Below are 22,098 nucleotides of genomic sequence, written 5' to 3'. Positions count from 1 at the left end.
TACACCACGCGGGCCGAGGTGACGGTCTGTGACGTCGTCGTGACCTCCGATGACGTCCGGACGTCATCCGGTGGCACCGGACCTCGGTGGTCTGGTGCCATGTCAGACGTCACCATTCAGAGCGGCCGAGAGATCTGGCTCGACGACGCCGCAGCAACCCGTCCTTCCCAGGGGTCAGGGTGCTAACGCCAGAACCGATGGAGATCCCGGATCTGCAGTCGGTCCGTGACGTCAGCGTCCGGCGCTGCCGTCACCGGACCAGCCACTGGCGCGAGTGGGCGGCCGGCAATCCTCGGTGCGACCGAGAGGACCACCGCATGACCCCGAGCACGGTCGAGGAGACCACCGCCCATCCCCGCGCCGGCACGAATCCCGCCGCCGGCCTGCCCGCGGACTACGCCGGGCTGCGGGAGCACTTCCGGCCGCTGTTCGCGGAGATCGCCGCCGGCTCCCTGGACCGGGACCTCCGGCGCGCGCTGCCCTACGCGGAGGTCCGCCGGCTGGACCGGGCCGGGTTCGGCGTCCTGCGCGTGCCGGCGGCCCACGGCGGTCCCGGGGTCAGCCTCGAGGACTTCACCCGGCTGCTGGTCGACCTGGCCGAGGCGGACTCCAACATCGCCCACCTGTACCGCTCCCACCACGGCTTCGTGGAGTCCCTGCGCTTCCTGCCCCGGGAGCTCCAGGAGGTCTGGTACCCGCGGGTGCTGGCCGGGGCCACCGTCGGCAACGCCTCCACGGAGAAGGGCGGCAACGCGCTCGGCACCCTGAACACCGTGCTGAGCCGGACCGCCGAGGGCTGGGAGCTCACCGGCCGGAAGTTCTACGCCACCGGCTCCGTCTTCTGCGACTACACCCGCGTCTCGGCCGCGCTGGACGGCCGGGACGGGCGCCGCTTCGCCGTCGTCGCCACGGACGCCGAGGGCGTGACGCTCGAGGACGACTGGGACGGCTTCGGGCAGAAGCTCACCGGCACCGGCACCGCGGTCTTCGACCGGGTGCGCGTCCCGGACGACGCCGTGCTGGACCGCACCGCCGGCAGCGCGGAGGCCGTCCACGAGGCCGCCTTCTTCCAGCTCGTGCTGCTGGCCGTGCTGGCCGGCATCGCCCGGGCGGCCCGGCGGGACGCGGTGGAGACCATCGCCGGACGCCGGCGGACCTTCAACACCGGGCTCGGCCTGCCGTTCCGCGACGACCCGCTGATCCAGGAGGCCACCGGCCGGATCTCCGCCAAGGCCTTCGCCGCCGAGGCCACCGTGCTGCACGCCGCCCGCGCCCTGGACGACGGGATCGCCGCCGCCGCAGCGGCCGGCGCCGACCGGCCGGAGTTCACCGGGAGCCTCCCGGCGGCGCTGCACGAGTCCGAGATCGCCGTGGAGCACGCCCAGGTCACCGTGCCGGAGCTGGCGCTCGGCGCGGCCCAGGACCTGTTCCTCACCGTGGGCGCCTCCGCCACGTCCACGGCCAAGGGCCTGGACCGGCACTGGCGCAACGCCCAGACCGTGGCCACCCACAACCCGATCGCCTTCCGCGCCCGCGCCCTCGGCGACTACCTCATCAACGGGACCCTGCCGGAGGGCCTGAACGCCATCGGCGACGCCAGGACCGACGCCACGCCCGGTGCGACGACCGATGCCACGCCCGACGCCACGCCCGGTGCGACGACCGATGCCACGCCCGACGCCACGACCGTCGCCGACCGAACCCCAGGAGCCTGACGCATGAGCACCCCGACCCCGACCACGGCCGCGGCCGCCGCGGGACGCACCAGCGTCGTCCACGGCAAGAAGCGCGTCCTGGCCTCGGCCTTCGCCGGCACCACCATCGAGTGGTACGACTTCTACCTCTACGGCACCGCCGCCGCGCTGGTCTTCAACGTCCAGTTCTTCCCCATGGCCACCGAGCTCGGCGGCATCGTCGCGTCCTTCGCCACCCTCGCGGTCGGGGTGATCGCCCGGCCCCTGGGCGGGATCATCGCCGGGCACCTGGGGGACCGGATCGGCCGCAAGGCGCTGCTGGTGGCCTCCCTGCTGCTCATGGGCGTGGCCTCCACCCTGATCGGCCTGCTGCCCACCTACGACGTGATCGGCTGGTGGGCCGTCGTCGGGCTCGTGCTCCTGCGCATCCTCCAGGGCCTGTCCGCCGGCGCGGAGTGGGGCGGCTCCGCGCTGCTGAGCGTGGAGCACTCACCGGCCCGGCACCGCGGGTTCTTCGGCTCCTTCACCCAGATCGGCTCCTCCGCCGGCATGCTGCTGGCCACCGGCGCGTTCTTCATCGTGCAGAACGTCATGAGCGAGGAGCAGTTCGCCGCCTACGGCTGGCGCATCCCCTTCCTGCTCTCGGCCCTGCTCGTGGCGGTGGGTCTGTGGATCCGACTCGGCGTGGCCGACGCCCCGGAGTTCCTGGAGCACCGCGCCTCGGGCAACGTGGCCAAGGCCCCCCTGCGGGAGCTGCTCACCCACCACCGCCGCCCGGTGCTGGTCACGATCGGCCTGCGCCTGGCCCAGAACGCCGTCTACTACCTGGTGACGGTCTACATGCTGACCTACCTGCGGGACGTGCGCGGGGACAGCGCCGCGGGCGTGACCGCGGTGATGATCGCCTCGGCCATCGGCCTGTTCTCCACCCCGTTCTGGGCCTGGCTGTCCGACCGGGTGGGCCGGAAGGTCGTCTCGGTGAGCGCCTACGCGGCGATCGGCGTCTTCGGCTGGGTGCTGTTCGCCTTCCTCGAGACCGGCCCGCTCGCCCTGCTGCCGCTCGTGGTGATCCTCGGCATCAACCTCGTCCACGACGCGATCTACGGCCCGCAGGCGGCCTGGTTCGCCGAGCAGTTCCCCGTGCACGTGCGGTACTCGGGGGTGAGCTTCGGCTACCAGGTCGGCACCGTCCTGGGCGGCGGGCTGATGCCGATGATCGCCGCCCTGCTCTTCGCCGCCGGCGGGGACACCCCGTGGCTGATCGCCGGCTACCTCTCCGTGCTGGCCGTGCTCTCCGTCGTCGCCGCCCTGGCCGCGAAGGACCCCGCCCGCGACCAGCGCGGCACCGAGCTCACCGACCTGCACTCCGGCCGGACCGCGGCCGCCCCGGCCGCCGCGACCCCCGCCGCCGCGAGCGCCACCCGGACCACCCCCGAGAGGACCACCGTATGAGCCGCCCCCTGCTGCTGAACGCCTTCGACATGATGGTGCCCGTGCACCAGTCACCGGGACTGTGGCGCCACCCGGAGGCCGGGGTCACCGGCTTCGACACGCTCGAGTACTGGACGTCCCTGGCCCGCACCCTCGAGGAGGGCGGCTTCACCGCGCTGTTCCTGGCCGACGTCCCCGGCGTCTACGACGTGTACGGCGGCGGGACCGGGGCCACGGCCCGCGGGGGAGTGCAGTACCCGGTGCTCGACCCGCTCGTCGCGGTGCCGGCGATGGCCGCGGCGACCGAACGGCTCGGCTTCGGCGTGACCGCCTCGGTCACCTACGAGGCCCCCTACCTGCTGGCCCGCACCTTCGCGACCCTCGACCACTTCACCCGCGGCCGGGTGGCCTGGAACGTGGTGACCTCCTACCAGGACTCCGCCGCCCGGAACCTGGGCATGGACCGGCAGATCCCGCACGACGAGCGCTACGACCGCGCCGACGAGTACATGGAGGTCATGTACAAGCTCCTCGAGGGCTCCTTCGGCCCCGGGGCCGTGAAGGCCGACGCCGAGGCCGGGGTCTTCGTGGACCCGGACCTCGTGCACCCCGTCGGCCACGAGGGCACCTGGTTCTCCGTGCCCGGCCAGGCGCTGGCCCACCCCGGACCCCAGGGCACCCCGTTCCTGTTCCAGGCCGGCGCCTCGAAGCGCGGACAGCAGTTCGCCGTGGACCACGCCGAGGCCATCTTCTTCATCGGCAACACTCCCCAGCTCGTGCGCCGGTGGACCGACGGCGTCCGGGCCGAACTGGCCGCACAGGGACGGGCCGAGGACTCCGTGAAGACCTTCGCCATGGCCACCGTGGTGGTCGCCGAGACCGACGACGAGGCCCAGGCCAGGCTCGACGGATATCGCCGGCACGTGGACATCGAGGGTGCGCTGTCCCTGTTCGGCGGCTGGACCGGTGTCGACCTGGCCGGGGCGGACCCCGACGCGCCGCTCGAGTACGTGGCCACCGACGCCAACCAGTCCGCGCTCGCGGCGTTCACCTCGCTGTCCCCGGACCGGACCTGGACGGTGCGGGACCTGGCCGAGTTCGTGGCCATCGGCGGCCGCGGGCCCGTCATCGCCGGGGCCCCCGGCACCGTGGCGGACGAGCTCGAGCGCTGGCGCGAGGAGGCCGGCGTGGACGGCTTCAACATCTCGGCGGCCGTGCGGCCGGCGGACCTGGAGCGGTTCACCACGATGGTGTCGCCCGAGCTGCGGCGCCGCGGCCTGCTGCCGGAGCCCGGGTCCGTGCCCGCCGGCACGACGCTGCGCGAGGCCCTGACCGGCGCCGGCCCGAGGCTGGCCGACGACCACCGTGGGGCCTCCTACCGCCGCTGACCGCCGAGCCGTCGGGGCGCACCGCTCGACGGGTCCCGGGGTCGTCCGTCGTCCCGGTTCCTCGGGACGAAGCGCTCCTGCCCGGGAGAGGGCAGGAGCGCTTCACCGCGCCGAGGCGCAGGAGGTGACCCCCGGCCGCCGGGGAACGGCTCGCAGGGGTCGCTGCACCGGTGTGGGGGCCGGTGCCACCCGAAAACTACCAGACGGTAATATGGTGGCGCACCATCCTGTGCAGATGCATGAATTCAAGCGTCTCGGGGCCTCCCGACGTCCTAGCCTCCTTCCCCGTGTCTCGTGCCGCGACGACCGGGGTCGCGGGCAGTCATGTGCCATCGGAGAGGGGAACGAGACGCCACAGAAGTGTGCACGCCTGGTCTGCTAGAAGCCTCGGAGGATCACGTTCCAGTAGTCCCGGGGGAGGACCTCGAGGTCGAAGAACCAGGAGGCGCGGTTCGGGGCCAGCAGCGGCACGCCGGGGATGCTGGGCGCCAGTTCGTTGTCCCGGTCGAACTCGGCCAGCACGGCCCGGCCCCGCCGCACCGTCACGGGGGTCACGGTGTACCCGTCGTAGGAGGCCGTGGGCTCCCGGCCGTCCCGGGCGGCCAGGAGGTTCTCGGTGAGGATCTTCGTCTGGTGGCGCAGTGCCCCGCCGGACGAGGCGGTTCCCAGCGCGGCCGCGTCCCCGCAGGCCCACACGGTGGGCACGCGGCGGTGGCGCAGGGTCTGTGCGTCCACGTCCGCGTAGCCGCCCCAAGCGGTGCCCGGGCCCGGCGCGACGCCCAGCCCCGCGTCGGCGATCCAGGCCGGGGCCCGGTGGACGGGGCAGTGGTGCAGCAGGTCGTAGGACAGGTCCCGCGGCGCCCCGCCGACCGTGGCCCGCAGCCGGCGGGAGCCGGCGTCGATCGACTGCACGTGGGCGCTCGTCAGGACCGTGATGCCGTAGCGCCGGACCCAGGGCTGCAGCACCCGGTCCACGTCCGGCTGGCCGAACACGGTGGCGGTGGGCGTCAGCAGGGTCACCTCGATGTCCTGCAGAACACCCTGGCGCTGCCAGTAGTCGCAGGCCAGGTAGAGGATCTTCTGCCCGATCTGCGGCGTGGGCGCCGGGCCGTCCGGGATCGTGAACAGCGCCCGGCCGCGGCGCAGCCCGCGGATCGGCTCCCAGGTCCTGGGGGCCAGCTCCACGGTGTAGTTGGTCGAGGCGTGCGGGCCGGCCATCGCCTCGGCACTGCCGGGGACACGGTCCCAGTCCGGGGTGGAGCCCGCGCAGATCACGACGTCCCGGTAGCCGATGTGCTCGCCGGAGGACAGCGTGGCCGTCCGTGCCGCCGGATCCAGTGCCTGGACACGGTCCTGGATCCATCGCACGCCGCGAGGCATGACGCGGTGCTGGGCGCGGGACATCTGGGGCACGGTCTTCAGTCCGGCGCCCACGTAGGAGAGCAGCGGCCGGTAGTGGTGCGTGGACTTCGGCTCTGCGATCACGATGTCCGTGATGCCCTTGCGGCGCAGTCGTGCGGCCAGGGAGATCCCGGCATTGCCGCCGCCGATCACGAGGACGTCAGCGGCGTGATCCGAGGGTGCAGTGGTCATCGTGACTCCGTGGGACGAGGATGGCTCCACGGCCCCGATCGGGGCTGCCCGACCATTCGACCACGAGCCGCGGCGCCCACGCCCGGGCGGTGGGCATCCGAGGATTGAGAGGTTCCCTGGATGTCGATGTCGAGGAACTTGCCGGTCAGGGCGGCTGATCGCCGGAGCGAGGTCGGTGCCTGTTCCGCCAAGCGTCCGGATGAAGCGGCGTCCTTCTGCCGAATATGAATGGCGGCGCACCCTGTCCGGTGGGGAGGCATTCTGCGCATAGATTCTCGGACCATCGCTCACTGACAAAGTTGGGCAGCACTCGGGCCGTCTCATCGTCACTGAGCTGCTCCGGACGGTGCCCCGCGGGTTCGTCATTCCGGTTGGGGTGGCCGAAGAACTCACCGCACCGCCACGCAGCGGTCTCAGCGTGCCCCTTCAACTGAAAGCACCCTCCCTGAAGGCTGTGCGGTCCCTCGCCGTGCACGGCCACCGGCCACCGGAGACGCCCGGCTTCACCGAGCAGCGTGGCCGGCTTCCCAGGGCTGGCGACTGTTGAACCTGTACTGCGGTTGAGCTCGCCTCGGGAGTCCTATTCGTAGTACTCGAAGTGCGGCTCACCCTGGACGCCTGCGCGTTGCATCGCCTCCTGCAGTTCCGGCAGTGCCGTGAAGGCGCGGGCCTCGTCGACTGAATCGAAGTAGTGGAGCACGAGCACGTTGTCCGGATCATCGACCATGCGGTGCACTGACTCGCCGGTGATGTTGCTGAATGCCGGTACGTCCGAGACGGAGTCGTAGACCTTTCGCCAGGCGTCGTAGTCGGCCACGCGGTGCCGGATCAGGAGCAGTGCCATAGTGGTCTCCCCGAGGACTGGATTGACGGGCGCGCCCGACCCAATGGTGGGAGGGCGCTGGTGACTACGTGCCACGCTACGCCCCGCTCGGTCGCCCCGGAAGGGGCGACCGAGCCGGGTCCGGGGCAGGACGCGGATGACGCGTCGACACCTGCCGATTCATCAGTCTCTTATGAGCGATTCTCGGTCAGTGGTGCCGCTCGACGCCGCCAAGTGTCGCTTTCAGGAGCCGACCGCACTCTCGGGCCAGTTATCACGTGGATAGTGCGGTCGACCTGTGCTACTGAGACGAAGGATTTTGCTACAAACTCGCCGACCGGCCCAAACCGTCCATTCGGGTGTGAGCCGCGGCGACAAGTGGTGGTGTTGTGACAGAGCTATACGGCGGCATCGAGGTCTTGCCTCTCGATCGGAGTCGTCGGACCGGCCGAGCTCGAGGTAATCAACGGGTTGACCGGCCGCGGGCGACCGTCCCACTTCCTAGGTACTGGGACGCTCGGCGTCGAGATCTATGTTCGGGGACTATGGATATCGATTTGAGTGCCAGAAGTTAGGCCTAGAACTAAGTGCCAGCTAGGCCGTACGGAACCGACTTCCGGTACGCTGAGCGCATGGAATTGGGCTATGCGCGGGTCTCGACGGCCAAACAGGACCTCGACCGGCAGATCGATGCCCTCCGGCAGGTCGGGATAGCGCCCGAGCGGATCTATGTGGACAAGAAGTCCGGGGCCACCACGGAGCGTCCCGGACTGACCGCGGCCCTGGCCTACGCCCGGGAGGGCGATGTGATCGTGGTGCACACCCTGGACCGACTCGGACGCACCGTGCGCGACACCCTCAACCTCATCCACGACCTCGCCGAGCGAGGGGTGGGGGTGCGCAACCTGGCGGATCCAATCAAGGTGGACTCCACCAACCCGAACGACCCGATGGCCCAGCTGGCGGTGGTGCTCCTGGCACTGTTCGGACAGATGGAACGCACCTACACCCTCGAGCGCGCCGCCCACGCCCGTTCGGTGGCCACCGCCAAGGGCCGGCGGATCGGGCGGCCCTCGGTGGTGGACCCGGACAAGCTGGCCTACGCCGCACACCTGCGCGAGTCCGGGCACACGATGGCCGAGATCGTGGCCAAGACCGGGATCACCCGCACCACCCTCTACCGCCACCTCCCGCCCCGGCCCCCGGAGCCGGTGACCGCCGGACCGGTCACCGCCGCCGATCCCGAGTCCGGTCCGGCGGACTGACCCCCGTGGGGTGATGATGGTGGTGCAACTGAGTCCGCAGGAGAAAGCGGCACTGTTGCGCCAGCACCTCGATGACGGGGTGCCGCTGACCCGGCTCGCCGCCCACGCCCAGGTCTCGGTCCGCACCCTGCAGCGCTGGGCCGCCGAGTATCGGGCGGACTCCTCCGCGGCCGGGCTGCAACGCCAGGTCCGCAGCGATCGCGGTCACCGCCGGCTACCTGCGGAGCTGATCGCGGTGATCGAGGCCCTGGCGCTGCGCCGCCCGGCACCGACGACCACGTTCATCCACCGCCGGGTGTGCGACCTGGCCCCGGAGCGCGGCTGGGCGCCCCCGAGCTATTCGAGCGTGCGCAGCGTGATCGCCGCCATCGACCCCGGGCTGCGCACCCTGGCCCTGGAAGGAGACACCGCCTACCGGGACCGGTTCGAGCTGGTGCACCGGCGGTCGGCGGTGAGGCCCAATGAGCAGTGGCAGGCCGATCACACCCTGCTCGACGTCGAGATCCTCGACCACCGGGGGCGCCCGGTGCGGCCGTGGCTGAGCGTGATCCTCGACGACTACTCCCGCGCGGTCGCCGGCTACACCGTCTTCACCGGCGCCCCGAATGCCGAGCAGACCGCCCTGGCCCTGCACCAGGCCGTGCGGGCCAAACCCGACCCGCGGTGGCCGGTCCAGGGGCTGCCCGAGGTGCTCTACAGCGACCACGGGGCCGACTTCACCAGCACCCGACTGGAGCGGGCCTGCCTGGACACCCACATCCGGCTCATCCACTCCCGCGTCGGGGTGCCGCAGGGCCGGGGGAAGATCGAACGCTTCTACGGCACGATCACCACCGAGGTGCTCCCGCACCTGCCCGGCCACATCCCGCACGGCACCGGCGGCACCCCCACCTCACCACCCGCCCTGAGCCTGGAGCAGCTCGACGCGGTGGTCCAGCGCTACCTGATCGAGGACTACCACGCCCGGGTGCACTCCGAGACCGGACAGGCCCCGGCCACCCGCTGGATCGGGGCCGGGTGGATCCCGCGCACCCCGGCACGGGGCGAGGACCTCGACCTGCTGCTGCTCACCGCTGCGACCACCCGCATCGTCCAGCGCGACGGCATCCGCTTCCACGGCACCCGCTATATCTGTCCAGTGCTGGCCGCCTACGTCTCCGAGACCGTGACCATCCGCTACGACCCCCGCGACGCCGGTGAGGTGCGCGTCTACCACCAGGACACCTACCTGTGCCGGGCGATCGCCCCCGAACTGGCCGCCGAGACCATCACCCTCCAGCAGCTCCAGCAGGCCCGGAGCGCACGCCGCAAGGAGCTCAAGCAGCAGCTGCGCGCCCGGCGCAGCCTCGCCGACGCCCTGCCCGCCGACGACCGCTGGGCACCACCACCCGCCCCGGTTCCGGGCCCACCGGCTGACCCGCCGGTGGATCGGGCGCCCCGACACCGGTTGCGGACCTATGCCACCGACTGATCCCGACTCCTCCCGCAGCCTGTTGGGCAAGGGCGACGACGGCCGGCGCTTCCTCTCCGGCACGTTCGGGGAGATCAACGGGCTCACCTCACCCCCGCCCCCGGGCTCACCGCCGTTCCTGCCCACCCGCGAGCACCGCCGCTTCACCGAGTTCGCCGACACCGTCCGCACCCACCGCTACATCGGCCTGTGCTGGGGCCCACCTGGGGTCGGCAAGACACTCTCGGCCCGCCACTACGCCGGGGCCTCGCAATGGGAGCAGTGGCAACGAGACCTGGGCGAGGACCGCGACCCCGGCCCCATCCCCGAGCGGGTCCTCCAGGCCCGCACCGCGCTGTGGACCCCGACCGTCACCGCCAGCCCCCGACAGGTCGACCAAGCCCTGCCGCGGGCCTGCCAGCAGATCTCCTACGCCATCGACTACCACCGCCACGGCCGCGTCGACCCTTTTGTGCACCCCGACTCGCGCTCCTCCGGGCTCACCGAGCTGCTCATCATCGACGAGGCCGACCGGCTCAAGACCACCGGACTGGAACAGGTCCGCGACTACTACGACCGCCATACCATCGGGGTGATCCTCATCGGGATGCCCGGCATCGACAAGCGCCTGGGACGCTACCCCCAGCTCTACAGCCGTGTGGGCTTCGCCCACGAATACCGCCAGCTCACCCCCGAAGAGCTCACCGCCGTCCTGGCCCGTCGCTGGCACACCGATGGACTGGCCGACGGCGACGAGTTCACCCGCACGGTCGCGATCGCCACCATCGCCCGGATCACCGGCGGCAACTTCCGCCTCGTCGACCGCCTCCTCACCCAGATCAAACGCATCCTGGACATCAACCAGCTCGAGACCGTCACCCCAGAAGTCGTCGAAGCCGCCCGCGACGCACTCCTCATCGGCCACTGAGCAGCGGAGTGGGCCACCAAGGCAGCCCGCCATCCCAGAGTCCCTGCTGCCCACTGCGCACCATTCGTCTCGGGCACGTCCCGTCGGTACGGCTCCGACGTTGCAGTGGAAGTTTCCTATCGCCAAGTCCTTTGACGTTCTACCCTGAAGGCACGCGATGACGAAGGAGTCCGCCATGTTGCCCCTGCTTCCCTCCGCCACGACTACCACCGCTTCCTCCAGCTGGGTCTTTCTGACGGTGATCGCAGTCCTCGCCCTGTTGTGCATTGCCCTGCTGGTCATCGACCGACGCCGTCGCCGAAACTCTGGTGCCGACAACTCGGGGCCCCGTGATCGCAGTGTTGCCCCGGAAACCCACTCGGTCGGACTGTGGGGCGCCGGCGGAGGAGCCGGCACCGGAGACATGGGCTGAAGCCCGGCGCAGCAAGCCATCCCCCCCGACATGAAGAACGTGGAACGGCGACCGAGACAGGCCAGACCATCAATCACTTCGAACCAGGCTGACCAGCTGGCCCGCTACTGACTACCCCGCCCCGAAGCGGTCATTTAGCTCTGTCAGAACACCGCCACTTATCACTGCGGTTCACACCCCGCATGTTCCCGCGGTTTCGCCTGTCTCGCATCCTTGTGCTTTATCGATGCCCCTAGAATCGGATACTCAACGTTAGTTGCGAGACAGATGGGGTTGCTTTGGGGAAGCTGATCGGGTACGCCCGAGTGTCGACACGGCAGCAGGACGCTGACCGTCAAGTGTCTGACTTGCTGGCTGCCGGCGTGCGGCGCGATGACGTCTATGTGGACAGTGGAGTGTCTGGAGGGCGTGCGTCCCGTCCGGCATTCGACCGGGCGGTGGCTGCGCTCGAGGAGGGCGACACGTTGGTCATCACCACGCTGGACCGGTTGGGGCGGTCGACGCAGAACATGCTGGCCTTCGCCGAAGCGCTACGAGGGAGACGCGCCGGGCTGCGGGTGCTGAACCTTGGTGGGGGAGACGTGGACACGGCCACCCCGATGGGCTCGATGGTCTTTACCGTCATGGCCGCCCTGGCGCAGATGGAGCTGGAGATCAAACGGGAACGCATCACCGACTCGGTGGCCAAGCGCCGGGCTGCCGGCAAGGACCTCGGCGGGCGCCGCCAGACCTTCACCGACTCCCAGATCCGCAGCGCGCTGCGGCTCATCGAATCGGGGGAGCCGGCCACCCAAGTGGCTCGGGACCTCGGGATGTCCCGGGCGACCCTTTACCGGCGGATCCGGGAGCTGCCGCAAGCGACGACCATCTGAGGCCGTCATTGCCTGTGGACACCGAGATGCGCATGAGGCACCTGAGCTGGCATTTCATGGCGCGGGGTAAACGGGCATGGCAACCGCCTCTGGTTGCCTGTGCTCCGCATGGGCGCATCCGGGCCCGCTTGAGGCCCTCTTGCGTGCACAGTGACCGCCACGCAGGGTCGTGCGGGGGTCCTCGGCGTGCCAGGAGCTATGTTCGTATTCCCGAGGGCTCGGGCAGCAGAGTCCCTGCTCGAGAGGACATGATGAGCGAGCCACCCATCACCGTCGAGGCTCCCCTGCACGGGCCGTGGGGGCAGATCCAGGCCTGGTTGCAGGCCGGCCCTCCCGAGGCCCAGCGGCTGCTGGAGCAGGTGGCGTTCTCGCCGGTGTTCACCGACCAGTCCTTCGCCCCCGGCGACGAGGAGCTGCGCGAGCTCTGGGGCACCGGTGGGTGGGTCAGCTGGCTGGGAGGTCCCGCCGCAGCACCTCTGGACAGGTGGCCGCGCACGGTCGACGGCACCGCCCTGGCCCACGTGCTCACCCTGGATCTGGCCGACCTGTCCGGGGTGGTCGATGACCAGGGCAAGGCCGTGTGGCCCGGGCTGCGTGAAGGCCTGCCCACCGATGGGGTGCTGGAGGTTTTCCATGACCTACGCACCTTCGGTTACGACGCCGCCGACCGGGACACCGGTGCCTGGATGGTGCGCTGGGTGGTCGACCCTGCGCGCACCGAGCTGGTGGAGCCACCACCGGAGGCGGACACGCCCTCGGCGGCGTGCCAGGTGGTACTGGCCCTGCCCGGGTTCACCCTGCCACCGGCCGCCGATGCCGCCGGCGGGCCGGCAGAGGACTTTGAGACCGCCCAGGCTCTGGAGAAATCTCTGCAACGGGCTTGGCTGGCCCAGCGCACCGGCTCCACGCAGGGCCATTCGATCCCGGTCAGCCACGTCTACGGGCACAGCCAGTACGGGGAAATCCATGCCCGTGCCCTGCTGGATAAGGTGCTGCCGCTGAGTGTGCCCGGTGATGAGCACCGCCTGGTCCTGGACCTGGAAAGCTGGACAGCCCTGAAGGGGTGGTTCGGCGACGCCGGCAACCTGGAGGTGTGGATGCGCGGATCCGATCTGGAGTCCCGTCGCTTCGACCACGCGTGGTGCTTGATCCGCACCGACTGAACCGCATCCACGACCAAGGTGCTGAGCGACTCATGGATAGATTGACCCCATGCACAAACTGGTTCCCTCCCTAGCGCTAATTTTGCTGGGGCTCACCGTGACCGCCGCTCTGATGGCCAGCATCGCTACCCGGGCGATTCTGGTGGATGAGACCGGTTCACACGGGCACATTCTTATCGTCGAGTTCCTCGGCCTGGCCGCTGGTGTGGCACTGACCCTCTGGGGCCTGATGGGCGCATTCGTCACCGCAACGCGCCAGCCTCAGGTCTAGGGGGCCGCAAGATTAAAAGCCCAAAAAGGTCTGCTCCACGCCATCTGTCCCATTCGCAGAGCTAGTCCGTTGCAGTTGGGGTTACCTGGTGGGCACGGCAGAGCCTTCGGCTCCGGGTGCTGCCGGCCTGCTTCGGCGGCGGGAGAGCCCGGCGCCCAGCAGGACCAGGAGCACGGCGGGTATGGCGTGGATGACCATGAGCAGCGGTGTCGATTCCAGCATCTGGGCCAGCTGCTCCACCGGCATCTGCAGTGCGTACTGCCAGATGCCCAGCAGGTAGCCGTAGACCTGGTTCACGACGGCGACCAGGGCGGCGACCACGGCCCACAGGGCCACGGTGTACCGGGTGGGCACCCAGCGGTATCCGTCGACGGCCGCCCAGATACCGGCCGGCACGAAGCTCAGCAACCCGGCAACCAGACCGGGGGTGTTCGGGGCGGTGGCGAACCAGTCGTTGCGCAGGAACACCTCGAAGCTGCCCTGCAGCACGACCACGATCGGCACGACACGGATCAGTACCTGCAGCCCCGCGTGGCGGGGCCGTGGGCGGGTTCTGGTGGTGGGAGTGGGTGCAGGCTCCATCCACCCACGGTAGGCGTCCACCCCGGGTGCGCGGCGGAAGCCCTGGTGGCGGGCGTGGCCACACACCACCGTCACCTCGGAGGGGCGGGGCGTGTTCCCCATGGAGGGGACAGGTGCCCTCGGGTGCACCGGGCCAGTCCCGCGCACGGGACTGCCGCACCGGTAGGTGCCAGTGAGGATCTCATGCCGCGAGGGTCACGGCGAAGGGCCCTGTCTGGCCACCACAAAACCCCGGATGCCGCACCAGTCCTTTTTACCGGTTTACATATGGCCCGGTTAGCGGCCACTGACCTCTCCTACCCCTCGTCTTCTGAGGATGAGCGGTCAGTACTGGAGGGTCACATCGCGTTGGTGGGGCGGTTCAGGGCCGGGATCAACAGTGGTTGTGTCCGCTCCCTGTCATCTGCTGTGAATGGTGCAGCAGTCAGCCGTTGTACTGCTTCTGTCGTTGCTTGCGTTGCGTAGCGGGCGGCCTCGCTTTTTGCGCCGTCCATGGATGGGGCAATGTCGAGCAGTGAAGCGGCAGAGCGTATACCGGCTGCAGATAGCTCATCTTCCGTGAGCGTCATCTGCCCGGCAATCGCCACGACGGGGATGCCTCGAGCTGCTGCTAGTAAGGCAGCCGCAAGCGGAGCTTTGCCCTGCAACGACTGTTGGTCCATGGACCCTTCACCCACCACGAGCAGGTCCGCGCCTTCTAGTTGATGCTCGAGCCTTACGAGGTTGGAAACGAGATCGAAGCCGCGTTCTAGTCGCGCAGGGGTTAGGGCGAGGAAACCGGAGGGGAAGCCTCCGGCCGCTCCGGAACCGGGGCCCAGGAAGCGGGAATCGCTGGCCATAGGCCTCAACAGGGCCGCCCAGTGTCGGAGTGCCTCATCCAGTTCGTGCTGAGCTGCCGGGTCCGCTCCTTTCTGCGCGGCGAAGACGTGGGCGGCACCGTCGGGTCCGTGCAGCGGGTTCTGGACGTCCACCGCCAGCCGTACCCGTACCGTGCGCAGCCGCCGGTCCAGCCCGGAGGCATCCAGCCGGCTTGCGGTTAGCAGTCCTATCCCACCTAGGGAAACGGGAGCATCAACTTTGTCGAGTACTCGCAAGCCCAGGGCTCGCAGGGCGCCTGAACCTCCGTCAGTCATGGCTGATCCGCCTAGCCCGATGACGATGTCCGTGGCATGCACGTTCAGGGCGGCCTGGATGAGTTGGCCGCAGCCGTAGCTGTGCGCCGCCCGTGCCGAGGCGGGGCTGGGGTGAACCTGATCGAGCCCGCTGGCCTGGGCGGACTCGATCACTGCTGTGGCTGAGGCACCGGAGGAGTCCCGGAACAAGGCCCACCGCGCCCACACCTGCTGACCGAGTGCTCCGGTGACGCGTGCGCACCGTTCCTCAGCGCCCGCCGCGAGGGCAGCTTCGATGGTGCCTTCACCGCCATCGGCGAGCGGAACCGTGCTGACCTGGGCTTCGGGCCAGTGCTGCCGCACTCCTTCTGCCAAAGCGATCGCGGCTTCGCTGGCGGTCAGTGACCCCTTGAACTTGTCGGGGGCCACCACCACTCGGGGACGGGCGCTGAGAATCGGAGGCATGTCAGCCGGCCACCTGAGCAGGCTCGCTGGCCAGGGACGGCAGCACGATGGACTGCCACCGTTCCTTCATCAGGGTCAGGGTGGTGTCGGGATCCTGGTCGAAGATCTCCTGGTTGAAGATCTCCACCTCCACTGGTCCCGTGTACCCGGCGGTGGCGACCCATCGACCGATCGAGGTGAAGTCGATCACTCCGTCCCCCATCATCCCGCGGGAGAGCAGGGCGTCGGTCGCGATGGGCAGGTTGAAGTCGCAGACCTGGTAGGACGCCAGCCGGCCTTCTGCCCCGGCCCGGGCGATTTGGGTCTCCAGCTCGGGGTCCCACCAGACGTGGAAGGTGTCCACGACCACGCCCACGGCGTCCACCGGGTGCGGGGCCGCGAGGTCGAGGGCCTGCTTGAGGGTGGAGAGCACGGCCCGGTCGGCCGCGTACATCGGGTGTAGAGCCTCGAGCACGAGGCGCACCCCGTGCTCCCGGGCAAAGGGCGCGAGCTCGGCCAGGCGCTCGGCCACACGCTGCCGGGCGGCGACGACGTCCTTGTCCTGGCGGTCGCCGGTTCCGCCAAGGACGTGGGCGGCGGCGGGCAGGCCGCCGACCACCATGATCAGCTCGCTCGTGCCGAGAGCCTGGGCCTCGCGGATCGCGGCCTTGTTGCTCTCCAGCGCTGCTCGCTGGCCGGCCTCGTCGGCGGAGGTAAGGAACCCGCCGCGGCAGAGGCTGGAGACCTTCAGGCCGGCGTCGGAGATCATCCGTGCGGCGTTGTCGAGCCCGGCCTCGGCGACCCGGTCACGCCAAACGCCGATGTGCTCCAGGCCTGCCCGGGCGGTGACGTCCACGGCTTCCTGCAGAGTGAGGTTGCGGGTGGTGCCTGTGTTGAGTGACAACTGGAAATCGGTGGTCATGCTGCACCTCCGGTGCTGCCGGTGGAGGCGAGAGCCGGCGCGCCGATCCCTGTCCCCTCGAGAAAAATGGTCATCCGCCGTGCGGCCAGGTCGGGGTCCAACAGGAGCCCGGCCTGGTCTGCCAACTCGAACACCTGGACCAGGTGGGGTACGGAACGGCCCGAGTGCAGCCCGCCGACCATCTGGAAGCCGGGCTGGTGCCCGTTGAGCCAGGACAGGAACGCGATGCCGCACTTGTAGTAGAAGGTCGGGGCGCTGAAGATGTGGCGCCCGAGGGCTTCCGTCGAGTCCAGGATCGCTCGTGCCTGCTCCGGTCGCCCGGCGTCATAGGCCTGCAGCGCGGTGGACGCCGCCGGGTAGATGCCGGCGAAGATGCCCAGCAGCGCGTCGGAGTGCCGGGTGCCGTCGCCGTCGATGAGCTCGGGGTAGTTGAAGTCGTCGCCGGTGTAGAGGCGGACCCCTTCCGGCAGGGCCGCCCGCAGCCGGGTCTCGTGGGCGGCGTCCAGGAGGGAGACCTTGACGCCGTCCACCTTGTCCGCGTGGGAGCGGATGAGCTCCAGGAACGTGTCCGTGGCCGTGTCGACCGCTGCGCTGCCCCAGTACCCGGCCAGTGTCGGGTCGAACATCGTGCCGAGCCAGTGCAGGATCACCGGTTCCCGGGCCTCGCCCAGCAGCCGGGAGTAGACCCGCAGGTAGTCGTCGGCGCCCCGGGCGGCCTTCACGAGGGCGCGGGAGGACATGAGGATGACCTTTGCCCCGGCGCCTTCGACCACCTCGAGCTGCTCCCGGTAGGCGTCGACGACGGAGCGCAGACCGGGCTCGCCGGGGACGACGCCGGCCGGGTCCAGCTGGTCGGTTCCCGCCCCGCACGCGATGAGGTCGCGGACGGTTCTGCCCTCCAGAGCCGGATTCCCGGCGGCCAGCGCCGCTGAGGCCTCGGCGGTGGAGCGCCGGATCAGCTGCTGGGTGGCGGTCCAGTCCAGGCCCATGCCGCGCTGGGCGGTGTCCATGGCGTCGGCCACGCCCAGCCCGTAGGACCAGATGTCGTGGCGGAAGCCCAGGGTGGCGTCCCAGTCGAGCTGCGCCGGGGCCCCGGGGGTGTTGTCCCCCAGGACCAGCGGCACCACGTGCGCGGCGGCGTAGGCCTTGCGCGAGGTCAGGGGAGCCTGCGGGCGGGTCCAGTGCCCCGGTTCCGAGAGGACGTGGTCGGTGAGGGACCCGCCGGCGCCGGGCAGGAGCACGGCGCTCATCGGGCGGCCTCGGCGGTCTGCAGGCCGGCGGGGGAGAGGACGATCTCGGGGATGTCGATGGTGCGCCGCTGGGCCGAGGACTGCAGGCCCAGCTCGGCCAGCTGCACGCCGCGGGCTGCCGAAAGCAGCCCAAATCGGTGTTCGCGCCCGGCTACGACGTCGGCCAGGAACTCCTCCCACTGCAGCTTGAAGCCGTTGTCCAGCTCCGCGTTGGCCGGCACCTCCAGCCACTGGTCGCGGAAGGACTCGGTGACGGGCAGGTCCGGGTTCCAGACCGGTTTGGGCGTGTGGGCCCGCTGTTGGGCGACGCACTTGTTCAGCCCGGCGACCGCCGAGCCGTGGGTGCCGTCCACCTGGAACTCCACGAGCTCGTCGCGGTACACGCGCACGGCCCAGGAGGAGTTGATCTGGGCGACCACGGGGTCGCCCTCGGGGGTCTCGAGCTCGAAGACGCCGTAGGCGGCGTCGTCGGCGGTGGCCGGGTACTCGTGGCCCTGCTCGTCCCACCGCGCGGGGATGTGCGTCACGGCCTTCGAGGTGACGGACTTGACCGGGCCCACGATGCCCTCGAGGACGTAGTTCCAGTGGCAGTACATGTCAGTGGTCATGGAGCCGCCGTCCTCGCGGCGGTAGTTCCAGGACGGGCGCTGGGCCTCCTGGTGCTCGCCCTCGAAGACCCAGTACCCGAACTCCCCGCGCAGGGACAGGATCCGGCCGAAGAAGCCCTCGTCCACGAGCCGGCGCAGCTTCACGAGACCGGGGAGGTAGAGCTTGTCGTGGACCACGCCGGCGGTGACGCCGCGCTCCTGGCCGATCTGCGCCAGCTCGACGGCCTCGTCCAGGGTCTCGGCGGTCGGCTTCTCGGTGTAGACGTGCTTGCCGGCGCGCATGGCTTTCTTCAGCGTCTCCGCCCGGAGGCTGGTCATGGAGGCGTCGAAGACGATGTCCACGGTGGGGTCCTCGATGACCGCGTCCAGGTCGGTGGTCCACTGCTCCACGCCGTGTTGGCGGGCCAGCTCGGCGACCTTGGCCTCGTTGCGGCCCACGAGGATCGGATCCACGGTCACGCGGCTGCCGTCGGGCAGGGTGATACCGCCCTGGTCCCGGATGGGCAGGATCGAGCGCAGCAGGTGCTGGCGGTAGCCCATGCGGCCGGTGACGCCGTTCATGGCGATGCGAAGAACTCGGGTCTCAGACATCTCAACTCCTAGGTGTACATTTTGTAGGAAAGCGCTTTCCAACCTATGGTTAGTGCGATGTGATTGTCAACACACCCCCATGGAAATGTTCACGGCGGAGGCGGAGAGTCCGCTGGCCGCAGTAGAGAGAAGGAACCTTTGAGTGCAGTGACTCTCTCGCTGGTGGCCCGACACGCTGGCGTGTCTCTGGCGACAGCATCCCGGGTGCTCAATGGCTCTGACCGCAAGCCGGCGGAGGACATTGCCGAGCGTGTCCGTGCTTCGGCCAAGACGCTGGGCTATGTGCCCAACGCCCAGGCCCAGGCCCTGGCGCGGTCGACGACCGGGCTGATCGGCCTTGTAGTGCACGACATCTCGGACCCCTATTTCTCCTCCATCGCCAAGGGGGTGCAGCGCCGAGCCTTCGCTGATCGTCACCAGCTGCTGCTGGCCGCGGCCGATGGGATCGATGAGTTGAGCACGGTGGGGGCCTTCATCGCCCACCGCACGGAGGCGATCATCATGGCTGGTTCCCGGCGACAGGAGATCAATCCCGAATTGGTTGCAGAGCTGTCCCGCTACCAGCAGAACGGGGGCAGGGTGGTGACCATCGGCCAGTGGTGGTTGGACGGAGCCGGTGCGGTCACCATCGACAATCACAACGCTGGTCTTGAACTGACGGAGACCCTCATTCAAGCAGGCCATAGGCGTTTCGCATTCCTGGGAGGACCGGAGGACCTGGTCAGCGCAACAGATCGGCGCGACGGTTTCGCCCTCGCGATGGGCAGGACAGGCCTAGTAGCGGAATCGATCACCTCCAACGCGTTCACCAGTCAGGGCGGCTATGAGGCGGCGACATCCCTGGTGGAGCGTCGCGGCGCTGATGGTGCCCGGGGACTGACGGTCATCGCTGGAAACGACATCATGGCCTTGGGCGCGATCGCAGCCTTTCGACATGCCGGCCTCGTCGTGCCTGGTGACTTGCGGGTGGCCGGCTTCGACGACATCCCCAACCTCAGGGACTACTCTCCTGGTCTGACCACCGTGCGATTTCCCCTGGAGGAGATCGGTGTGATGGCCGCCGATATCTCGCTGAGCCACGCAGAACCGCGGACGGATCGGGTCGTGGGTGAAGTCATTCGACGGGAGAGCGCCTAGGGTTTCCATCCCGGGATCGTTCAGGAGGGTTCCATCGGCGGACGCGTAGCCCGGCGCCGGGCGGTTGACGGTGGTCATTGAAGTGACGGCATCTGCCGCGGTGACCTGTGAGGGGCACCCATTCACCTGAGCGATCCGTCGGAAGAATCTCGGTTTCGGCGCCGGGTCTGGCGCCCCATCCTGAGGACGTCTGTGGCGCGCATGCCGAACGTCAGCCAGCTCCGGGGTCGAGAAGGCAATCACTGAGATTCCTGATCGACCTCGGAGCTGGCTGGCGACTGCACCAGACGGCGGACCTTCGAATCAATACCTAGTCGCCTGCGTGGGAGGCTCCGAGCAGGTCTCGGACGCGGCCGGCGATCTGCACGAAATTCGGGTTCTCCATGCTCTCGGCGTAGTTGCGGTGATCGCCCAGAGGCACCTCAAGGGTCTCCAGGATCCGACCCGGCCGTGCGCTCATGACCACCACACGATTGGCCAGGTACACGGCCTCAGCCACCGAGTGGGTGACCAGGATGACCGTGGTGCCGGTCTCCCGCCAGATCCGGTGGAGCTCGATGTTCATCCGCTCACGGGTGAGGGCATCGAGGGCGCCGAACGGCTCGTCCATGAGCAGGACGTCAGGTTCGTGAAGAAGTGCCCGGCACAGGGAGACGCGCTGCTGCATGCCACCCGAAAGTTCGTGTGGCAGGGAGTTCTCGAAGCCTCGCAGCCCGGTCATCTCGATCAGGTCATCGGCGCGGCGGGCGGCCTTGGTCTTGTCCATGCCGCGCATCTCGGCCTGCAGCAGGATGTTCCCGCGGACGCTGCGCCATTCCAGCAGGGCTGCGCGCTGAAAGACGTATCCGATGTCCCGGCGAGGACCGGTGACCTGCTGGTCGCGCAGCTTCACCGTTCCGCCGGTGGCCCCGGTCAGTCCAGCGATCACCTTCAAGAGGGTGGACTTGCCGCAACCGGAGGGGCCCGCGATCGAGATGAACTCCCCGGGGGCCACATCGAGGTTGATGCCGTCCACAGCGGTGACCTGCCCGCGCTTGGAGGAGAAACGGACGCTGAGGTCTTGGATCGCGACCACCGGCTGGGTGGTGGCCAGGGGCTTCTCATCAATCGTGGTGCTCATGTGCTGTCGTCCTTACTCGGGCTGGTACTGGGAGTCGTAGTACTTGGCGGTGTCGCCGGCGGGATCCACCAGGCCCGCTCCGGAGAGGATCTTGAGCGTGGAGGCCCAGTCAGCGGGGTCGTTGACACCAGGGTTCTTGCCCTCGGTCTTCTCCGTGTTGAGCAGCTTGACGGTCTCGTTCCACTGGTCGAGGACGACCTCCTGCGCCGGAATCTGCGGGTCCTTGCCCTCCATGGCCTTGGCGGCTTCCTCGGGGTTCTCGATGGCCGCCTCGAAGGACTCCGAGACGGCGGCCATCATGTCGGTGGCCAGCTCAGGGTTGTCGGACAGGTAGTCGTCGGAGGAGATCAGCCCGTTGGAGTAAAAGTTGATCCCCTGATCTGCGTAGCGCAGATAGTTCATGGACTTGCCGCTCTGATGAGCCAGGGTGGGTCCCTGATCATGGGCGAAGCCGATGAGGCCGTCGACCTGCCCCGACAGCGTGGAGGCCATCTTGCCGGCGGGATCCAGGTTCTGCTGCTTGACGTCGTCCTCGGTCAGGCCCGCGGCTTCCAGGAACAGCGGGAAGGTGGTGGTGGGGGCGTCGCCGGCGGACACCGCGATGGTCTTGCCCTTCAGGTCCTCCACCGTCTCGATGCCGGTGTCCTCGAACACCTGCACCGCAGATGGGGTGGTCTGCAGGTAGACGCCCATGCTTTTGACCTTCACGCCCTTGTCGATGTTGGACAGCACTGCCGGAGTGTCTGCCCAGCCGAAATCGACGTGGCCCTGGCCGACGGCTTGGACCGTCTTGGTGGATCCCTGCCCGGCCTCGATCGTCAGATCGATGCCGTGCTTTTCGAAGATGCCCTCCTGAACGCCGTAGTAGAAGGGGGCGTGCTCCCCGTAGGGATACCAGTTGAGCATCAGCGTCGCGGACTCCATCTGCTCACCCTCAGCTCCTGTTGAATCGGCGGAGCTGTTGCTTCCGCAGGCAGACAGGGCCAAGGTTCCGACGGCCATCACGGCGATCAGCGACTTACGAGTGAAGTTCATGTCTTTC

At 69.2% G+C, this 22,098-nt stretch carries 19 protein-coding genes and 1 riboswitch; of the genes, 10 read left to right on the top strand and 9 right to left on the bottom strand.

Annotated features, from left to right (window positions below; genetic code table 11):
• Positions 1-109 precede the first annotated feature (109 nt).
• Positions 110-204: riboswitch (SAM riboswitch) on the top strand.
• A gap of 113 nt (positions 205-317) precedes the next feature.
• Genes RF640_RS02975 through RF640_RS02965 form a run of 3 tightly spaced genes read left to right on the top strand, consistent with a single transcriptional unit; the run spans position 318 to position 4,513 of the window.
• Entirely contained in the window at positions 318-1,715 is a 1,398-nt protein-coding gene (locus RF640_RS02975; protein ID WP_368826537.1) for an acyl-CoA dehydrogenase family protein, read from the top strand.
• A gap of 3 nt (positions 1,716-1,718) precedes the next feature.
• A complete protein-coding gene (locus RF640_RS02970) occupies positions 1,719-3,146 on the top strand; it encodes an MFS transporter (RefSeq protein WP_368826535.1) in 1,428 nt (475 codons plus the stop codon).
• Positions 3,143-4,513, top strand: coding sequence for an LLM class flavin-dependent oxidoreductase (locus RF640_RS02965; RefSeq protein WP_368826533.1), 1,371 nt, complete (start codon positions 3,143-3,145; stop codon positions 4,511-4,513). The genes RF640_RS02970 and RF640_RS02965 overlap by 4 nt, the downstream gene beginning before the upstream one ends.
• A 378-nt stretch (positions 4,514-4,891) precedes the next feature.
• Here the strand turns inward: RF640_RS02965 and RF640_RS02960 are convergent, their stop codons facing one another.
• On the bottom strand, positions 4,892-6,106 hold the full coding sequence (locus RF640_RS02960) for an NAD(P)/FAD-dependent oxidoreductase (RefSeq protein WP_368826531.1): 1,215 nt from the start codon (positions 6,104-6,106) through the stop codon (positions 4,892-4,894).
• A gap of 580 nt (positions 6,107-6,686) precedes the next feature.
• On the bottom strand, positions 6,687-6,950 hold the full coding sequence (locus RF640_RS02955) for a hypothetical protein (protein WP_017831920.1): 264 nt from the start codon (positions 6,948-6,950) through the stop codon (positions 6,687-6,689).
• A 611-nt stretch (positions 6,951-7,561) separates the two neighbouring features.
• On the opposite strand from RF640_RS02955, the gene RF640_RS02950 reads away from it, so the two are divergent.
• The 6 genes from RF640_RS02950 (at position 7,562) to RF640_RS02925 (ending at position 13,290) form a co-directional block, all read left to right on the top strand.
• Positions 7,562-8,194 (top strand): recombinase family protein, encoded by a 633-nt coding sequence (locus RF640_RS02950; RefSeq protein WP_368826529.1) that lies wholly within the window; start codon positions 7,562-7,564, stop codon positions 8,192-8,194.
• 55 nt (positions 8,195-8,249) lie between these two features.
• Positions 8,250-9,665: a Mu transposase C-terminal domain-containing protein gene (locus RF640_RS02945; protein WP_368826527.1), complete on the top strand. Its 1,416-nt coding sequence runs from the start codon at positions 8,250-8,252 to the stop codon at positions 9,663-9,665.
• Positions 9,652-10,572 carry an AAA family ATPase gene (locus tag RF640_RS02940; RefSeq protein ID WP_368800849.1) on the top strand — a complete coding sequence of 307 codons (921 nt, stop codon included), beginning with the start codon at positions 9,652-9,654 and terminating at the stop codon, positions 10,570-10,572. Before RF640_RS02945 ends, RF640_RS02940 begins: the two co-directional genes overlap by 14 nt.
• A gap of 690 nt (positions 10,573-11,262) precedes the next feature.
• Positions 11,263-11,856 carry a recombinase family protein gene (locus tag RF640_RS02935; RefSeq protein ID WP_368826524.1) on the top strand — a complete coding sequence of 198 codons (594 nt, stop codon included), beginning with the start codon at positions 11,263-11,265 and terminating at the stop codon, positions 11,854-11,856.
• Positions 11,857-12,107: 251 nt separating this feature from the next.
• Positions 12,108-13,019: a DUF1963 domain-containing protein gene (locus RF640_RS02930; protein WP_368826522.1), complete on the top strand. Its 912-nt coding sequence runs from the start codon at positions 12,108-12,110 to the stop codon at positions 13,017-13,019.
• A gap of 49 nt (positions 13,020-13,068) precedes the next feature.
• Positions 13,069-13,290 (top strand): hypothetical protein, encoded by a 222-nt coding sequence (locus tag RF640_RS02925; RefSeq protein ID WP_368826520.1) that lies wholly within the window; start codon positions 13,069-13,071, stop codon positions 13,288-13,290.
• Between the two features lie 81 nt (positions 13,291-13,371).
• On the opposite strand, the gene RF640_RS02920 is transcribed toward RF640_RS02925, so the two are convergent.
• The 5 genes from RF640_RS02920 to RF640_RS02900 form a co-directional block, all read right to left on the bottom strand.
• The gene (locus tag RF640_RS02920; RefSeq protein ID WP_368826518.1) at positions 13,372-13,872 is read right to left on the bottom strand and encodes a hypothetical protein; all 501 of its coding nucleotides are present in this window, start codon (positions 13,870-13,872) and stop codon (positions 13,372-13,374) included.
• A 338-nt stretch (positions 13,873-14,210) separates the two neighbouring features.
• Positions 14,211-15,449 (bottom strand): glycerate kinase, encoded by a 1,239-nt coding sequence (locus RF640_RS02915; protein WP_368826516.1) that lies wholly within the window; start codon positions 15,447-15,449, stop codon positions 14,211-14,213.
• A gap of 1 nt (position 15,450) precedes the next feature.
• Complete coding sequence (locus tag RF640_RS02910) at positions 15,451-16,350, bottom strand: sugar phosphate isomerase/epimerase family protein (RefSeq protein WP_368826515.1); 900 nt, start codon at positions 16,348-16,350, stop codon at positions 15,451-15,453.
• Positions 16,347-17,600 (bottom strand): dihydrodipicolinate synthase family protein, encoded by a 1,254-nt coding sequence (locus RF640_RS02905; RefSeq protein WP_368826513.1) that lies wholly within the window; start codon positions 17,598-17,600, stop codon positions 16,347-16,349. The genes RF640_RS02910 and RF640_RS02905 overlap by 4 nt, the downstream gene beginning before the upstream one ends.
• Positions 17,597-18,799, bottom strand: a complete 1,203-nt coding sequence (locus RF640_RS02900; RefSeq protein ID WP_368826512.1) for a Gfo/Idh/MocA family protein — start codon at positions 18,797-18,799, stop codon at positions 17,597-17,599. The genes RF640_RS02905 and RF640_RS02900 overlap by 4 nt, the downstream gene beginning before the upstream one ends.
• 147 nt (positions 18,800-18,946) lie before the next feature.
• On the opposite strand from RF640_RS02900, the gene RF640_RS02895 reads away from it, so the two are divergent.
• Entirely contained in the window at positions 18,947-19,936 is a 990-nt protein-coding gene (locus RF640_RS02895) for a LacI family DNA-binding transcriptional regulator (RefSeq protein WP_368826510.1), read from the top strand.
• A 310-nt stretch (positions 19,937-20,246) separates the two neighbouring features.
• Here the strand turns inward: RF640_RS02895 and RF640_RS02890 are convergent, their stop codons facing one another.
• Both RF640_RS02890 and RF640_RS02885 read right to left on the bottom strand, forming a co-directional pair.
• Positions 20,247-21,056 (bottom strand): ABC transporter ATP-binding protein, encoded by an 810-nt coding sequence (locus RF640_RS02890; protein ID WP_368826508.1) that lies wholly within the window; start codon positions 21,054-21,056, stop codon positions 20,247-20,249.
• A gap of 12 nt (positions 21,057-21,068) precedes the next feature.
• Positions 21,069-22,091 carry an ABC transporter substrate-binding protein gene (locus RF640_RS02885; RefSeq protein WP_368826506.1) on the bottom strand — a complete coding sequence of 341 codons (1,023 nt, stop codon included), beginning with the start codon at positions 22,089-22,091 and terminating at the stop codon, positions 21,069-21,071.
• Positions 22,092-22,098: the final 7 nt, after the last annotated feature.

The organism is Kocuria sp. CPCC 205231 (assembly GCF_040980965.1).
GTDB classification, from domain to species: domain Bacteria; phylum Actinomycetota; class Actinomycetes; order Actinomycetales; family Micrococcaceae; genus Kocuria; species Kocuria rosea.
This window is presented reverse-complemented; position numbering and strand designations above follow the sequence as displayed.

Bases quoted from the DNA above. Each gene is read 5' to 3' on its own strand.
- RF640_RS02955 (WP_017831920.1), bottom strand. From the start codon at position 6,950: ATGGCACTGCTCCTGATCCGGCACCGCGTGGCCGACTACGACGCCTGG.
- RF640_RS02910 (WP_368826515.1), bottom strand. From the start codon at position 16,350: ATGACCACCGATTTCCAGTTGTCACTCAACACAGGCACCACCCGCAAC.
- RF640_RS02905 (WP_368826513.1), bottom strand. From the start codon at position 17,600: ATGAGCGCCGTGCTCCTGCCCGGCGCCGGCGGGTCCCTCACCGACCAC.
- RF640_RS02885 (WP_368826506.1), bottom strand. From the start codon at position 22,091: ATGAACTTCACTCGTAAGTCGCTGATCGCCGTGATGGCCGTCGGAACC.
- RF640_RS02950 (WP_368826529.1), top strand. From the start codon at position 7,562: ATGGAATTGGGCTATGCGCGGGTCTCGACGGCCAAACAGGACCTCGAC.
- RF640_RS02960 (WP_368826531.1), bottom strand. From the start codon at position 6,106: ATGACCACTGCACCCTCGGATCACGCCGCTGACGTCCTCGTGATCGGC.
- RF640_RS02965 (WP_368826533.1), top strand. From the start codon at position 3,143: ATGAGCCGCCCCCTGCTGCTGAACGCCTTCGACATGATGGTGCCCGTG.
- RF640_RS02930 (WP_368826522.1), top strand. From the start codon at position 12,108: ATGAGCGAGCCACCCATCACCGTCGAGGCTCCCCTGCACGGGCCGTGG.
- RF640_RS02975 (WP_368826537.1), top strand. From the start codon at position 318: ATGACCCCGAGCACGGTCGAGGAGACCACCGCCCATCCCCGCGCCGGC.
- RF640_RS02890 (WP_368826508.1), bottom strand. From the start codon at position 21,056: ATGAGCACCACGATTGATGAGAAGCCCCTGGCCACCACCCAGCCGGTG.
- RF640_RS02915 (WP_368826516.1), bottom strand. From the start codon at position 15,449: ATGCCTCCGATTCTCAGCGCCCGTCCCCGAGTGGTGGTGGCCCCCGAC.
- RF640_RS02920 (WP_368826518.1), bottom strand. From the start codon at position 13,872: ATGGAGCCTGCACCCACTCCCACCACCAGAACCCGCCCACGGCCCCGC.
- RF640_RS02900 (WP_368826512.1), bottom strand. From the start codon at position 18,799: ATGTCTGAGACCCGAGTTCTTCGCATCGCCATGAACGGCGTCACCGGC.
- RF640_RS02925 (WP_368826520.1), top strand. From the start codon at position 13,069: ATGCACAAACTGGTTCCCTCCCTAGCGCTAATTTTGCTGGGGCTCACC.
- RF640_RS02940 (WP_368800849.1), top strand. From the start codon at position 9,652: ATGCCACCGACTGATCCCGACTCCTCCCGCAGCCTGTTGGGCAAGGGC.
- RF640_RS02970 (WP_368826535.1), top strand. From the start codon at position 1,719: ATGAGCACCCCGACCCCGACCACGGCCGCGGCCGCCGCGGGACGCACC.